This is a genomic window from Kribbella sp. NPDC020701 (genome assembly GCF_055562215.1).
Genome location: NZ_JBVHFT010000002.1, coordinates 300,703 through 313,424 on the forward strand (window position 1 = coordinate 300,703; position 12,722 = coordinate 313,424).

Consider the following 12,722-nt stretch of genomic DNA (forward strand, 5'->3'; position numbering starts at 1 on the left):
CGTAGGTTCGGACTGTGATGGTCTAGCGGAGGAGTGATATGAGCAAGGTGTTCAGTGCGCACGCTGTTTCGGTTGATGGGTATATCAGTGGGCGGACTCCCGATGGGGTTGCGGAGTTCGGGCGTGGGCTTGGTGATGCGGGGATGCTCTTCGACTGGTACTTCGACGGGGACACGCCGAGCGAGCTGTTCGGCGGGTTCAAGTTGAGTGAGCCGAGCGCCAGGTTCTTCGACATCATCGCGGCGCGGGTGGGGGCGACGGTCTCCGGGCGTACGACGTACGAGCACTCGAGCCACTGGGGAGGCGATGGGCCGCATCCGACGGCACCGCTCTTCGTGCTCAGCCACCGGCCAGCGCCCGAGATCAGCGAGCAGCAGACGCTCGTCACCACAGGGATCGAGGACGCGATCGCGGCGGCGCGTGAGGTTGCCGGGGACAAGGATGTCGCGGTCATGGGTGGCGGCGCACTGACCTCGGCCCTGGCGGCGGACCTTGTCGACGAGGTGATCCTGCATCAGGTACCGATCCTGCTCGGCGGCGGTCGCAGCTTCTTCCAGGAGGTCCCGAAGCACGTGCGGCTCCGGCTGGTGGAGGCCATCCCGGCACCCGGCGTCACGCACCTCCATTACGAGGTGGTCCGATGATCCTCGTCACGGGCGGCCTGGGCATGATCGGCGCCCACACCGCCCGCGCGCTCCTGGATCTCGGACATGAGGTCGTCGTCACGACGTACCGCCGTACCGAGGTCCCGTCGTTCCTCGCCAGCCAGGTCACCGTGGAATCCCTCGACGTCACCGACCGGGCAGCCTTCCTCGCCCTCGGCGATCGTCACGACATCAGCAATATCGTCCATCTCGCCGGCAGCATCCCCGGCGAGGACCCGGTCGACTTCTTCCGTACGGACTTGACCGGCCTGCTCAACGCGTTGGACGCCGCTCGCGCGTGGGGAGTCCGCAGGTTCGCTGTCGCGAGCAGCCTCGGCGCGTACCTCGGCCGGACCGAGATCCCCTGGCACGAAAAGCTCGCGCTGCCGACCGCGCAGTTGCCGCATCTGATCATCGCGTTCAAGAAGGCCGTGGAGCCGCTGACCACGCACAGCCTCCAGGGCAGTGGTGTCCAGCCGGTCGTACTCCGAATCGGGACCATCTGGGGACCGCTCGTCGATCCGGAATCACCGTTCTTCTACATTCCGCCGTACATCAGCGCCGTACTCCGCGGTGAGCAACCGAAGCCGCTGTACGCCGACGACGGCGGCGACTGCTGTTACGCGCCGGACGCTGGGCGCGCGATCGCCCTCCTGACGACCGCGGAGACGTTGCGGCACGACACCTACAACGTGTCCAGCGGCCGGCCGTACACCAACCGCGAGTTCGCGGAAGCCCTGCAGGCGATCACGCCCGGCCTGAAGCTCGACCTCCTGCCCGGGCGCCAGGCCGGCCCCGGCGCAGACCCGTACCTCGACATCACCCGGCTCACCCACGACACCGGCTTCGAGCCAACCTTCGACGTCGCCAAGTCAGTCGCCGACTACGCCGCCTGGCGCACCAACAACCCCCGCTGACCGAGTCAGTCAGTTCGCGGTTGATTTGAGAAGGAACCAGTAGTTGGTGGTGGGGCCTCAGGAGGCGCTGGTACGGTTTGGCGTTGGTCATGAGTGTCAGCGTTCAGCCCCGGCTTGCTGGCCGGCAACCCTCCGTTCGTGGGTGGGGTGCCCCGGGTGAGGACCAGGCTCGGCGCAGGAGTGCCGGGCAAGCCGCGAGTGGGAGGTTTGGCATGGCATCGTTGCGGTTCCGTTCGGCCGGGGCGGAGGACGCCGACCAGGTCGCGTTCCTGCACGCCGATAGCTGGCGTCGGCACTACCGGGGCGCGTATGCGGACTCGTTCCTCGATGGGGACATCGACGCCGATCGTCGGTCGGTCTGGTCGGGACGGCTGGCGGCGCCGGCCAGGTCCGCGACCATCCTCGCCGAGTACGACGACCAACTGGCGGGCTTCGTCCACGTCGAGTTCGACAAGGATCCGCGGTGGGGCAGCCTTGTCGACAATCTGCATGTTGACTATCGGCAACGCCGTACCGGGATCGGCACTCAGCTTCTGGCCCGCGCAGCAAACGCGGTCGTCGGCGAGGCGAAGAGCAACGCGATGTACCTGTGGGTGCTGCAGCAGAACACAGACGCGCAGCACTTCTACCGGGCGGCGGGAGGCAGTTCGGTAGAAACGGCCGCCGTACCACCGCCTGGCGGAGATCCGACTCGACTCAACGGCACTCCGAAGTGCCTATGGATGGCCTGGCCCGAGGCATCGCAGTTGGCCGGATCGCTGAAAGCGGATTGAAACCGTCGTCTGGGAGATTGGGGAGATAGAGCCCAAGGAGGAGACCATGCGACCACTGATCGTCTTCAGCGACATGACCCTCGACGGATTCATGGCCGGACCGGACAACGACCTCGACTTCATGGCCGATGACCCGCAACTGACGAGCGAGCTGACCGGCGAACTGATGTCCGTTGCGGACACGATCATCTGGGGCCGCAAGTCGTTCGGACCGTCAGCCGCCTACTGGACGACTGCCGAGGGCGACCTGGCTGCGTGGCTCAACACAACGCCGAAGTTCGTCCTGTCATCGGACAAGAGCTTCGACGTCAGCGCCTGGGAGAACTCGACCCTGGCCGCCGGCGACGGAGCGGACCAGGTTCGCCAGTTGAAGGAGTCCACCGGCGGCAGCCTGGTCGTGTTCGGAGGAGTACAGACCGTACGCTCGCTCGTCGCCGCAGATCTCGTGGACGAGTACTGGCTCAAGCTCAACCCCGCGATCGTCGGTCGCGGCGGATCGATGTTCTCGGAGGTGGGCGAACGCAGGAAGCTGACGTTGAACAGCGCGCGGTCCTACCCCTCCGGAACCGTTGCGCTGGTCTACTCGACGGGCAGAGGCTGAACCGAGAAGGTGGTTGCGACGTAGGGATCTGTGTCTACGCTCATCGGGGGGAGGGCGATTGGTGCGGATCCGGCTGCTCGGAGGTTTCGGGGTCGATCGAGGGGGACAACCCGTCGATGGCCATGTCTGGCGTCTGCGGAAGGCGCGGACGCTGGTCAAGTTGCTCGCGCTGACACGGGATCAGCGGCTGCATCGCGACGTACTGCTCGAGGCGTTGTGGCCCGATCGGGCTCCGACGTCCGCGGTCAACAATCTCCACCAGGCGCTGCACGTCGCCCGTCGAGCGCTTGCGGGCGACGAGCCGAGCAACGGTTTGCTCGAGTTGCGCGACGACTTCGTGGTGCTGCTCGCGGACGGTCTCGTCGAGGTCGACGTACGGACGTTCGAGCAGTTGGCCGCGCACGGGCGGACCAGCGGTGACCTCGCCGACCTGCGTGCCGCGGTCGCTGCGTACGCCGGCGATCTGCTCCCCGAGGACCGGTTCGAGGACTGGGCCGACCGGCCGCGGGACGAGCTCCGGGCGACCTTCTGCGACCTCCTCGTGGACCTGGCGGAGGCGACGGAGAACGACGTAGAGGCGCTCGACGCCCTGCAACGCGCCCTCGCCATCGACCCGCTCCACGAGCGTGCCGTCCGCGACCTGATGCGGCGTCATGCGGCGATGGGCCGATCGTCGGAGGCCTTGGCCCAGTACGAACGCCTCCGCACCGACCTGCGTACGACGTACGGCACCGATCCGGACCCGGAGACCCAACGCGTGTACCGCGACCTTCTGACAGGCGAGGCACCCCCGAACCGGCCCCGCCACAACCTCGCCCCCGCCCTGACCAGCTTCGTCGGACGCGAGCGCGAGATCGCCGACCTCCATCGCCTGCTGGACCGGGGCCGGTTGGTCACCCTCACGGGGGTCGGCGGTGCGGGCAAGACGCGACTTGCGGAGGAGGCTGCGAGGCGGCTGCTCGATGCGTACGCCGATGGCATCTGGATCGCCGACCTGGTCCCGGTGGCAGATCCGCGGCTCGTCCCCGACACGGTCGCGGCCGCATTGGGACTGGATCCCGCAGCGGGCTCGGACCCATTGCGCACACTGATCACCCGCTTGGCTCCACGAAACCTCCTTCTTGTTCTGGACAGCTGCGAACACCTGCTCGCTGCCTGCGCCGGACTCGCGAGCGCAGTACTGCGAAGCTGCCCTGGCGTCACCGTGCTCGCGACGAGCCGCGAGCCTCTGCACACGCCGGGCGAGGTGACCTTCCGGGTGCCCTCACTCGAGCTGCCGGAGCCTGAGGATGCCGGTGACCTGAGCCGGCTCGGGACGCTGGCTTCGGTACGGCTCTTCGTCGACCGGGCCCAGGACGTCCGGCCCGGCTTCGTCCTCGATGCGGACAACGCCGCGCCCATCGTGGAGATCTGCCGTCGTCTCGACGGCATTCCACTCGCCCTGGAACTGGCCGCCGCCCGCGCGTCTCACCTGGAGGCGGCGGAGATCGCCGAGCGGTTGAGCCAGGCTCTTCCGCTGCTCGGCCGGCACGGTGAGATCACGCGGCATGCGACGTTGCGGGCCGCGCTCGAGTGGAGCCACGCGTTGCTCTCGGACGACGAGCAGATCCTGCTTCGGCGGCTCGCGGTCTTCGCCGGCAGCTTCTCGTTGCCGTCGGCCGAGGAGGTGTGCGCGGACGATCGGATTCCCGCCGCGGACGTGCTGGACGGTCTCGGTCGCCTGGTCGACAAGTCCCTCTTGCAGGTCGACCACGACGGTCCGCGTTCGCGCTATCGCCTGCTGGAGACCATCAGGCAGTTCGCGCGGGAGCGACTCGTCGCCGCGCACGAGGTCGAACCGCTGGAGACAGCGCACTTCGAGCATTTCCTGGAGTTGGCCTGCGCCCAGGATCCGGAACGGGCCAGCGTTGTCGTCGAACGTCCACAGTCGCTCGACGTCGACCACGACAACCTCCGCGCTGCGCTCGCGTGGGCGGTACGTCATGATCACCAACAGGCCTTGCTGCTGGGGGTGAACCTGTCGCAGTACTGGCTGGCGCGGGGTCATTTCGCCGAAGGAGCCGGCTGGCTGGAACGCATTCTCGACGTGGCCGTCGTACCGTCCCAGGATCGGGTCCGGGCGATCTTCGCACTCGCGGTTCTCGACGCCCGGAGCGGTTTGAGCGACCGGCTCCCGGGGCTCGGAGACCAGGCTGTCGCCGTCGCCGAGCAGTCCGACGATCCCACCGACATCGTGTCCGCCCGGGTCCTGCGCGGCACGCTTCTCCTCGGCAGCGGAGACCTCAACGAGATCGAACAGACCGCCATGGAAGCGCTCGCGCGGGCCGACTCCCTGGGAGCGGCACCCGTCGCCGCCTCCGCCCAGCAGTTGGCCGCGATGGCCGCGTTGTTCCGCGAGGACGTGAAACCGGCACAGCAACGGTTCGCCGAGTGCCTCGAGCGGCTGAGCCTGATCGACCCGGCAGTTGGCCCGTTCTTCCCTGCCGTGACGGCGTGTATGCCGCTCGCCCCGGTCGACGGCTCGATGGTGCCGGTGTTCGAGGAGACCTTCCTGCTCGGCCGTCGGGTCGGCGCCGTCCGCGGCCGGGGCTACGCCTTGTCGGCCTTCGCTGACGCCCACCGGTTGGCGGGAGATCTGGCCGGCGCGCTCGACGCCGTACGGCGGTCTGTCGAGGTGTTCGCCGGTGTCGACGACGCGGCTGGTCTCGGCCACGCGCTCAACCATCTGGGGTGCATCGAACGCGACCAGGGACTGTTCGAGCCGGCCGAGGACCATCTCCGCGAGGCGCTGCGGATCCGCGAGCAACTGGGCGATCGCCGGGGCGAGAACCTGACGCTGGCCAACCTCGGCCTGCTGTCTGCGGCGGCCGGCGACCCCGCGGCGGGCCGGCGGCTCACCCGCGTCGCCCTCGACCGCGGCGAGGCGGTCGACGATGTGCCCGGCGCGGCCGGCGCGCTGCTGAACCTCGTCGTCGTCGAACTTTTCGCCGGCCGGCGGAAGGCCGCCCGGATGCTGGCCGAACAGGCGGTGGAAGCCTTTCGGCCACAGGGTTATCTGCGCCTGGAGGCATGGACCCGGCTCCTCGCCGCCGAGCTCGCACGGGACGACGGTGACGTGGAGACCTTGTCCCGGCACGGCCGGGTGGCGGTCGAGATCTTCGCCCGGCTCGGCTCCCGCATCGGCATCGCACGGGCAGCCGCCCTCCCCTGACCGCAGCACGCTAAGTCACGCTAAGCCATTGCGAAGTCAGCCTTCCTAATGTCGTTCGGGTCCAGGGAAACCCCTGGGTTCGACGAATCAGGAGCAGAGATGACAACGACGCAAGCGCGGCAGGACACGCTCGGGGAGGCCACGCTCGGTGAGCTCGCCGAGGGACTTCGTGGCGAGCTGATCCGCCCGACCGACGCTTCGTACGACGAAGCACGGTCGATCTGGAACGCCGCGCATGACAAGAGACCCGCGCTCATCGTGCGCTGCCGCGGGGTGGCCGACGTCATCCGGGCCGTGGAGTTCGCCCGGAGCGAGGGGTTGACGCTGGCCGTCCGGGGCGGCGGTCACAGCATCCCCGGTTTCTCGACGACGGACGGCGGCCTGGTGATCGACCTGTCGCCGATGAACTCGGTCCGGATCGATCCCGACCGGCGCCGCATCGTGGCGCAGGGCGGCTGCGTCTGGGGAGACGTCGACGCCGAAGCGCAGGCCTTCGGGCTGGCCGTCACCGGCGGCCTGGTGTCCACGACCGGCGTCGCGGGCTTCACCCTCGGCGGCGGGATCGGCTGGCTGGTCCGCAAAGCCGGACTCGCGTGCGACAACCTCGTCGGCGCCGACATCGTCACCGCGGACGGCCGGTACCTGCACACAAGTGAGGAGGAGAACCCGGAGCTGCTCTGGGCGTTGCGTGGCGGCGGCGGCAACTTCGGTGTCGTCACGTCGTTCGAGTTCAAGGCGCACGAGGTCGGCCCGACGGTGTTCGCCGGTCTCGTCTTCTACCCGGGCGACAGCGCAGCCGACGTACTGCGCGGCTTCGGTACGGCGGCCGCCGGCGCACCCGACGAGTTGTCGCTGGCGATCAACCTGACGACCGCGCCGCCGCTGCCGTTCCTGCCGGAAGATGTGCACGGCAAGCCGATTGTCGCCGTACTGGGCATGTGGTCGGGGCGGGTCGAGGAGGGCGATGCGGCGACCAAGCCGTTCCGCGAGCTCGCGCCGGTGGTTGCCGATCTGTTCGGCCCGATGCCGTACAACGCGATGCAGACGCTGCTCGATCCGCTGTTCCCGCGCGGCATGCGGAACTACTTCCGCTCGGCGTTCTTCAGCGACCTCGAGCAGCCGACCGTCGACGCGCTCGTCTCGGCCCACGCCCAGGTGCCGAACGGTGTGTCCGAGCTCCACGTCCATCACCTCGGAGGAGCGATGGGCCGGGTTCCGGCGGACGCCACCGCGTTCGGCACTCGCGACCGTGAGTACATCCTGAACGTGGTCGCCCGTACGCCGGACGCGGACGGCTACGACGAGGCCGTCCAGTGGGCTCGCGCCTCGGGTGCCGCACTCGGCCCGAACGCGGCGTCGTACGTGAACTTCACCGGCGAGACCAACGAGGACATCGTGCGGGCGTCGTACCCGACGACGACCTACGACCGGCTCGTCGCCGTGAAGAACACCTACGACCCCACCAACCTGTTCCACCTCAACCAGAACATCCAACCCACCAAGTAGCAGCACGGAGGCCCCAGGCCCAGGTCATCGACCTGGGCCTACGGGCTGTCGACGCGGGTGAGGATGATCGCGTAGCGGCACTCGCCATCGCTGGTGTTGGCGAAGACGTGCGCGACGGGTTCGTCGACCTCGATCGAGTCGCCCGGGTCGAGTTCGTGCACCGCATCGCCTTCGTGGAAGGTCAGTGTCATCGAGGCTGCCGACCACCTCGGCATCCTCGCGCCGTGACGTGATCTACCTCTCGGTGAGGGCTGCTTCGATGGCGGCGACCAGGAGTTGTTCGTCGCCGGCGCGCCACTGATGGGCGGCGGGGCAGCACCATTGCGGGGGTTCTTGCGGTAGGACGCAGCCGGCGAGGGCGACCCGGCCGGCGGCGGCTGCTTCGTGGGCCCGAGGTGTTGGCAGGCCGTAGAGGATCGGCACTCCACGATCGCCACAGGTTGGACACGTGGGTGCGACGACATCAGCTGCCATGGAGCCAACGTACGTCACTTGGCCAGCGTCGTCGCTGCTTCGTGGATCTTGGTGAGGGCCTTGATGAGGTGGGCGCGTTCGGTCTTCGTCAGCGTGGCGGTGAGCTGATCCTCGAGGTGCTGACGCTCGGCCTCGATCGGTTCGCGGAGGGCGCGGCCGGCGTCGGTGAGCCAGAGGCGGACGAGTCGGTTGTCGTGCGGATCGGGCCGGCGTTCCATCAGCCCGGACTCCGCCATCCGGGTGGCGAGCTTGGTGACGGCCGGCGTGGTGACGTTCACCGCGGCGGCGATCTCGCCCGGCGTACGCCCGTCCTGCTCCCACAACGCGGCCAGCAGGTGGTCCTGCCCGAGCCGCAGCCCATGCCGTTGTACGGCGGCGTCCGCGGCCACCCGAAGCGCCTTCGACGTCTTGCTGTGCAGGTCCAGGAACTCAGGCATCAAGGGACTCCGGATTGACGACCAGATCGTTTACCGGTTAACGTTCTCAGAGATCGTTAACCGGTAAAGGAGTCTCCCATGCTACTCATCACCGGCGCCACCGGCCACGTCGGCCGGCTCCTGGTCGGCGAGCTCGACCGCCGCGGCGCCGAGTTCAAGGTCCTCCTGCGAGAACCACGCACCGACGTGCCCGGCGAGCACCTCATCGGCGACCTCGGCCGGCCGGAAACGCTCGCACTGGAAGGCGTCGACAAGGTGTTTCTCCTCGCGCCCGGCATCGGCCTCGAGCACACCGAGAACGTCGTCACCGCCGCCCGGGCCGCTGGTGTACGGCACCTCGTGTACCTCTCGTCGTACGCCGTACTCGGCGAACCGATCCCCGCCATGGGCCACTGGCATCACGAGCGCGAGCAGTTGATCCAGCGGGCCGGGATCCCGGCGACCTTCCTCCGGCCGACCGGCTTCATGAGTAACGCGTTCGACTGGCTGCCGACGATCCGGGACGGCGGCTACGTGCTGGACCCGATCGGCCCCGGCCGCGCCGCACCGATCGACCCGGCCGACATCGCGGCGGTCGCGGCGACCGTCCTCACCGAGGAAGGACACGAGAAGAAGGACTACACCCTGACCGGCGGCGAGACGTTCACGGTGGCCGAGCAGGTCGTGATCCTCAGCCAGGCGATCGGCCGCGACCTCGAAGTCCGCACAGTCGAGACCCCAGAGGACGCGGTGCGGTTCCGCTACCCCGACGGCGCCCCGCCGGCCCTGGCCGCCGCGCTCGTCGAGGGTCTCCAGCTCATGCGCGCCGACACGGTCGGCCTGCGCACAGACGCCGTACGCCGCCTCACCGGTCAGGACCCACGGACCTTCGCGGACTGGTGCCGGCAGAACGCCGCAGCCTTCAGGTAGACGGTTGAAGTAGCTCCGCAGTACCCACCTCAGGGCGTGGTGAGTACTGCGCAGCCGCCTAGTTGGCCTCTTTGGTGGCCCAGTAGTGCCATTGCGGGGACGCGACCGGGGAGCGGGTCAAGCCGTCCGGCCAGGTAGCCGGCAGGTCGTGACTTCGCGCCGCGTACAAGGTCACCTCCGATGCGGTGCGGTCGCCGCGGACGGCGACGCGTGCGGCGGTTTCGGCACGCATGTCGTTGAGGTAGTGGATGGCGGGCAGGAACTCCGCACTCAGCCGAGGACTGAGCCGGCCGACGGGTTCGTCGTCCAGCCGGATCTCAACCACGATCCGGTGCCGGTCCTGGATGCCGTCCTCCTCTTCGATCGCATGCATGGTGGCGTACGCCCAGCACTCGCCTTCCGCCCGGAAGAACGGCGCCAGTAGGTCGGGATAGACCTCGCTGCCCGGTACGACGATGCCGCTGCCGGGCGGCAGCAGGTGGAAGCTGCCGGGTGGCGGCAGATTCACCGGGACGAGCATGTGCGGCTGGCCGAGGGCCACCGCCACGCTGGCGTGGAACTCGGTGCCCTGGTCACCCTTGCTGTCCCAGTCCGCCGGCTCCCACTCACTCACCCACAGATGGCACGGCACCTGCGGTTGCAGGCCTTGTGCCACCAGTTCTGACAGCACCGGGTGGTACCGGTGCGCGTCGTCCCTCGGCAGATAGCCGACAACCTTCCCCTGCACCCGTACGGCGATCGATCGGGGGTCGAAACGGTTGTGCGGTTCCGGGACCAGGTCCGCCTCGGTGTCCAGGTCTGCGCCGCGCGCCGGGATGGGGTCGGGGAACAGGCTTCGGATCGCCTGCTCGTGCGGAGCCTCCCGCACGACTTCCTGACCGCACCACAAGGCGTCGCCCCACAGACTGAACGGAATCAGTTCCATCCTGCCCTCCAGTCCTTCTGACCGGCTTTACTCGGCTCATCCCGTCCAGACCCCTGGCCGTTACACCGAGTGAGCGTATGAAAACTAGAATCCCCATCGAAGAGCCGTTTCACGCATAGTGCAAGAGTCTGATGCGCAAAGTTAGCCCGCCCGTCCGTACTGTGGACGCGAATTGTCTTGTGCAGCGAGCGAATCGGCGAGGATCGTGCAAATGCACGGGAAGGAAGCTCATGCAGGGCAGTAGTTCAGTCGCTCGATCGACCACCGGTACAGGCCATCCGGCCGTTGACGCGGCAGCGATCGAGGCCGCGGTCAAGCGACTCGACAGCGTCGCGGTGCGTACACCGTTGCAACGCAACCTCCGCCTCTCCGAACGCACCGGCGCGCAGGTCTGGCTGAAGCGGGAGGACCTGCAGATCGGCCGGTCCTACAAGCTTCGCGGCGCCTACAACCTGATCGCCCAGCTCGACGACGCGGCCAAGGCGGCCGGGGTCGTCTGTGCGAGTGCGGGCAACCACGGTCAGGGCCTGGCGTACTCGTGCCACATCCTCGGTGTCCACGGCAAGGTCTACGTTCCGCGTACGACGCCACGCCAGAAGCGGGACCGGATCGCGGCGCTGGGCGGCAAGCAGATCCAGGTGATCGTCACCGGCGACACGTACGACGACGCGGCCGCCGCGGCACTCGCGGAAGGCGAGGCCACCGGTGCCACACTGGTTCCGGCGTTCGACGACCCGAGAACCGTTGCAGGACAAGGGACTGTGGCCGTCGAGCTCGTCGAGCAGCTCGGTCAGGCGCCCGACGTACTGGTGGTTCCGGTCGGCGGTGGTGGGCTGGTCGCGGGGGTCGCGACGTGGCTGGCCGAGCGGCATCCCGGCGTACGGATCGTCGGCGTCGAGCCGGCCGGAGCGGCGAGCATGGCCGCGGCGCTGGAAGCCGGCGAGCCGGTGACGTTGCCGCACCTGGACAGCTTCGTGGACGGCGCCGCCGTACGGCGGGTTGGCGACGTGACACTGCCGTTGGTCCAGGCGGCCGGCGTCGAGATGATGTCGGTGCCCGAAGGACTGGTGTGCTCGGAGATGCTCGAGCTCTACCAGACCGACGGGTTGATCGCCGAGCCGGCCGGCGCGCTGTCGACAGGTGCCTTGGGCAACGGTCTGGCGGTGCGGCCGGGTGAGACGGTGGTCTGCCTGCTGTCCGGCGGGAACAACGATGTCAGCCGGTACGGCGAGATCCTCGAGCGATCGCTTGTGCACGAAGGGCTCAAGCACTACTTCCTGGTGACGTTCCCACAGGAGCCGGGCGCACTCCGCCAGTTCCTGGACGAGGCGCTCGGCCCGGACGACGACATCACGCTGTTCGAGTACGTGAAGCGCAACAACCGCGAGACGGGTGTGGCACTGGTCGGCATCGAGATCAGCCGGCCGGGCGATCTCGAGGGACTGAAGGCACGGATGGACGCGGCGCCGCTCGAGATCGAACGCATCAACCCGAACTCACCGGAGTTCCGCTACCTGATCTGAACGCACTGATCCCGCCGAGCGTTCTCCGCGCCGGCGGGATCACCACCTCGTCGTCAGTTCTTCGTATGCCTCGCAGTCCGCGGATCCTGCGGATGCGTGCCATCGGCCCAGTCCTGATCCCGATCGTGCGTCAGGTCAGCTGCCTGCGCGCGGTGGTCCTCCGACTCCGTACGGGCTTCCTGCGCGGCCTCTTGCCGCTCAGCCGCACCGGCCGCGAGGCGACGTGCCTCAGCTGCCTTCTCATCGGCGATCGCCTGCGCCTTGCGCGAGCGCGCCTCGACCTCATCGGCCACAGCCTGCTGCCGCTCGGCCTGCACTGCCGAAGCCCTGGCCTGCTGCTCGTGCTCGTAAGCCTCCTGACGCTCCCGCTCGGCCCGTCGCTTCGACGACCGCGACGAGGCCCCGGCGAGCAGAGCCACCAGGATGACCAGCACCGCAACAGCCACAACAATCCACAAAACAGTCAATCCGTCCATCGCCCCTCCAAGGCTCGATGTCCAGAACACCCGGTACCCGGACCTGCCTCGGCCTAACGCCGAAGCCGGTCCGGGTTGAGGTTCAGACCAGTCCGCGGCGGGCGGCCCAAACGATCGCTTCGATGGCGGTGCTGAAGCCGAGGCGGTCGCAGACCAGGCGGGTACGGCGGCGAACAGTGCGTTCGGACAGGTCGAGCCGGCGAGCCACCGCGTCGACCGGCAGCCCGGTGGCGAGCAGTCGCAGAAGTTGCAGGTCGTCGTGGCTGATCTCGCGAGGTGGCACCCGGCGAGCGAGGGGGCGGAGTTCCTGGGGGAGAACGGTCATA

Annotated in this window: 14 protein-coding genes and 1 riboswitch; of the genes, 8 read left to right on the plus strand and 6 right to left on the minus strand. The window is 68.4% G+C overall.

Annotation, left to right across the window (positions count from 1 at the left end):
* Positions 1 to 38: 38 nt before the first annotated feature.
* From ACZ3HV_RS04925 to ACZ3HV_RS04950, 6 genes are all read left to right on the plus strand, one after another.
* Positions 39 to 644: a dihydrofolate reductase family protein gene (locus tag ACZ3HV_RS04925; protein ID WP_465681002.1), complete on the plus strand. Its 606-nt coding sequence runs from the start codon at positions 39 to 41 to the stop codon at positions 642 to 644.
* Complete coding sequence (locus tag ACZ3HV_RS04930) at positions 641 to 1,561, plus strand: NAD-dependent epimerase/dehydratase family protein (protein ID WP_465681004.1); 921 nt, start codon at positions 641 to 643, stop codon at positions 1,559 to 1,561. Before ACZ3HV_RS04925 ends, ACZ3HV_RS04930 begins: the two co-directional genes overlap by 4 nt.
* Before the next feature lie 85 nt (positions 1,562 to 1,646).
* A riboswitch (SAM riboswitch) is annotated at positions 1,647 to 1,761 on the plus strand.
* Positions 1,762 to 1,773: 12 nt separating this feature from the next.
* The gene (locus ACZ3HV_RS04935) at positions 1,774 to 2,334 is read left to right on the plus strand and encodes a GNAT family N-acetyltransferase (RefSeq protein ID WP_465681006.1); all 561 of its coding nucleotides are present in this window, start codon (positions 1,774 to 1,776) and stop codon (positions 2,332 to 2,334) included.
* Positions 2,335 to 2,380: 46 nt separating this feature from the next.
* Entirely contained in the window at positions 2,381 to 2,935 is a 555-nt protein-coding gene (locus ACZ3HV_RS04940; protein ID WP_465681007.1) for a dihydrofolate reductase family protein, read from the plus strand.
* A 61-nt stretch (positions 2,936 to 2,996) separates the two neighbouring features.
* On the plus strand, positions 2,997 to 6,146 hold the full coding sequence (locus tag ACZ3HV_RS04945; RefSeq protein ID WP_465681009.1) for a BTAD domain-containing putative transcriptional regulator: 3,150 nt from the start codon (positions 2,997 to 2,999) through the stop codon (positions 6,144 to 6,146).
* Positions 6,147 to 6,245: 99 nt separating this feature from the next.
* Positions 6,246 to 7,652 (plus strand): FAD-binding oxidoreductase, encoded by a 1,407-nt coding sequence (locus ACZ3HV_RS04950; protein ID WP_465681011.1) that lies wholly within the window; start codon positions 6,246 to 6,248, stop codon positions 7,650 to 7,652.
* A 38-nt stretch (positions 7,653 to 7,690) separates the two neighbouring features.
* Here ACZ3HV_RS04950 and ACZ3HV_RS04955 read toward each other — a convergent pair whose 3' ends face one another.
* The 3 genes from ACZ3HV_RS04955 to ACZ3HV_RS04965 are packed head-to-tail and all read right to left on the minus strand — an operon-like array spanning position 7,691 to position 8,563.
* Positions 7,691 to 7,843 carry a hypothetical protein gene (locus ACZ3HV_RS04955; RefSeq protein ID WP_465681013.1) on the minus strand — a complete coding sequence of 51 codons (153 nt, stop codon included), beginning with the start codon at positions 7,841 to 7,843 and terminating at the stop codon, positions 7,691 to 7,693.
* Positions 7,844 to 7,886: 43 nt separating this feature from the next.
* Positions 7,887 to 8,126 (minus strand): hypothetical protein, encoded by a 240-nt coding sequence (locus ACZ3HV_RS04960; protein WP_465681015.1) that lies wholly within the window; start codon positions 8,124 to 8,126, stop codon positions 7,887 to 7,889.
* Between the two features lie 14 nt (positions 8,127 to 8,140).
* Positions 8,141 to 8,563, minus strand: coding sequence for a MarR family winged helix-turn-helix transcriptional regulator (locus ACZ3HV_RS04965; RefSeq protein ID WP_465681017.1), 423 nt, complete (start codon positions 8,561 to 8,563; stop codon positions 8,141 to 8,143).
* A gap of 78 nt (positions 8,564 to 8,641) precedes the next feature.
* On the opposite strand from ACZ3HV_RS04965, the gene ACZ3HV_RS04970 reads away from it, so the two are divergent.
* Entirely contained in the window at positions 8,642 to 9,472 is an 831-nt protein-coding gene (locus tag ACZ3HV_RS04970; protein ID WP_465681019.1) for an NmrA family NAD(P)-binding protein, read from the plus strand.
* 58 nt (positions 9,473 to 9,530) lie between these two features.
* On the opposite strand, the gene ACZ3HV_RS04975 is transcribed toward ACZ3HV_RS04970, so the two are convergent.
* Entirely contained in the window at positions 9,531 to 10,397 is an 867-nt protein-coding gene (locus ACZ3HV_RS04975) for an HIRAN domain-containing protein (protein ID WP_465681020.1), read from the minus strand.
* Positions 10,398 to 10,627: 230 nt separating this feature from the next.
* Here ACZ3HV_RS04975 and ilvA point away from each other — a divergent pair, with 230 nt between their 5' ends.
* Positions 10,628 to 11,920, plus strand: a complete 1,293-nt coding sequence (ilvA, locus tag ACZ3HV_RS04980; RefSeq protein WP_465681022.1) for a threonine ammonia-lyase IlvA — start codon at positions 10,628 to 10,630, stop codon at positions 11,918 to 11,920.
* A 53-nt stretch (positions 11,921 to 11,973) separates the two neighbouring features.
* On the opposite strand, the gene ACZ3HV_RS04985 is transcribed toward ilvA, so the two are convergent.
* Positions 11,974 to 12,396 (minus strand): hypothetical protein, encoded by a 423-nt coding sequence (locus ACZ3HV_RS04985; protein ID WP_465681024.1) that lies wholly within the window; start codon positions 12,394 to 12,396, stop codon positions 11,974 to 11,976.
* A gap of 82 nt (positions 12,397 to 12,478) precedes the next feature.
* Entirely contained in the window at positions 12,479 to 12,721 is a 243-nt protein-coding gene (locus tag ACZ3HV_RS04990; protein WP_360369602.1) for a helix-turn-helix domain-containing protein, read from the minus strand.
* Position 12,722: the final 1 nt, after the last annotated feature.

Excerpts from the sequence above, each read along its gene's own strand:
- ACZ3HV_RS04925 (WP_465681002.1), top strand. The coding sequence starts at position 39 with ATGAGCAAGGTGTTCAGTGCGCACGCTGTTTCGGTTGATGGGTATATC.
- ACZ3HV_RS04930 (WP_465681004.1), top strand. The coding sequence starts at position 641 with ATGATCCTCGTCACGGGCGGCCTGGGCATGATCGGCGCCCACACCGCC.
- ACZ3HV_RS04935 (WP_465681006.1), top strand. The coding sequence starts at position 1,774 with ATGGCATCGTTGCGGTTCCGTTCGGCCGGGGCGGAGGACGCCGACCAG.
- ACZ3HV_RS04940 (WP_465681007.1), top strand. The coding sequence starts at position 2,381 with ATGCGACCACTGATCGTCTTCAGCGACATGACCCTCGACGGATTCATG.
- ACZ3HV_RS04950 (WP_465681011.1), top strand. The coding sequence starts at position 6,246 with ATGACAACGACGCAAGCGCGGCAGGACACGCTCGGGGAGGCCACGCTC.
- ACZ3HV_RS04955 (WP_465681013.1), bottom strand. The coding sequence starts at position 7,843 with ATGACACTGACCTTCCACGAAGGCGATGCGGTGCACGAACTCGACCCG.
- ACZ3HV_RS04960 (WP_465681015.1), bottom strand. The coding sequence starts at position 8,126 with ATGGCAGCTGATGTCGTCGCACCCACGTGTCCAACCTGTGGCGATCGT.
- ACZ3HV_RS04965 (WP_465681017.1), bottom strand. The coding sequence starts at position 8,563 with ATGCCTGAGTTCCTGGACCTGCACAGCAAGACGTCGAAGGCGCTTCGG.
- ACZ3HV_RS04970 (WP_465681019.1), top strand. The coding sequence starts at position 8,642 with ATGCTACTCATCACCGGCGCCACCGGCCACGTCGGCCGGCTCCTGGTC.
- ACZ3HV_RS04975 (WP_465681020.1), bottom strand. The coding sequence starts at position 10,397 with ATGGAACTGATTCCGTTCAGTCTGTGGGGCGACGCCTTGTGGTGCGGT.
- ilvA (WP_465681022.1), top strand. The coding sequence starts at position 10,628 with ATGCAGGGCAGTAGTTCAGTCGCTCGATCGACCACCGGTACAGGCCAT.
- ACZ3HV_RS04985 (WP_465681024.1), bottom strand. The coding sequence starts at position 12,396 with ATGGACGGATTGACTGTTTTGTGGATTGTTGTGGCTGTTGCGGTGCTG.
- ACZ3HV_RS04990 (WP_360369602.1), bottom strand. The coding sequence starts at position 12,721 with ATGACCGTTCTCCCCCAGGAACTCCGCCCCCTCGCTCGCCGGGTGCCA.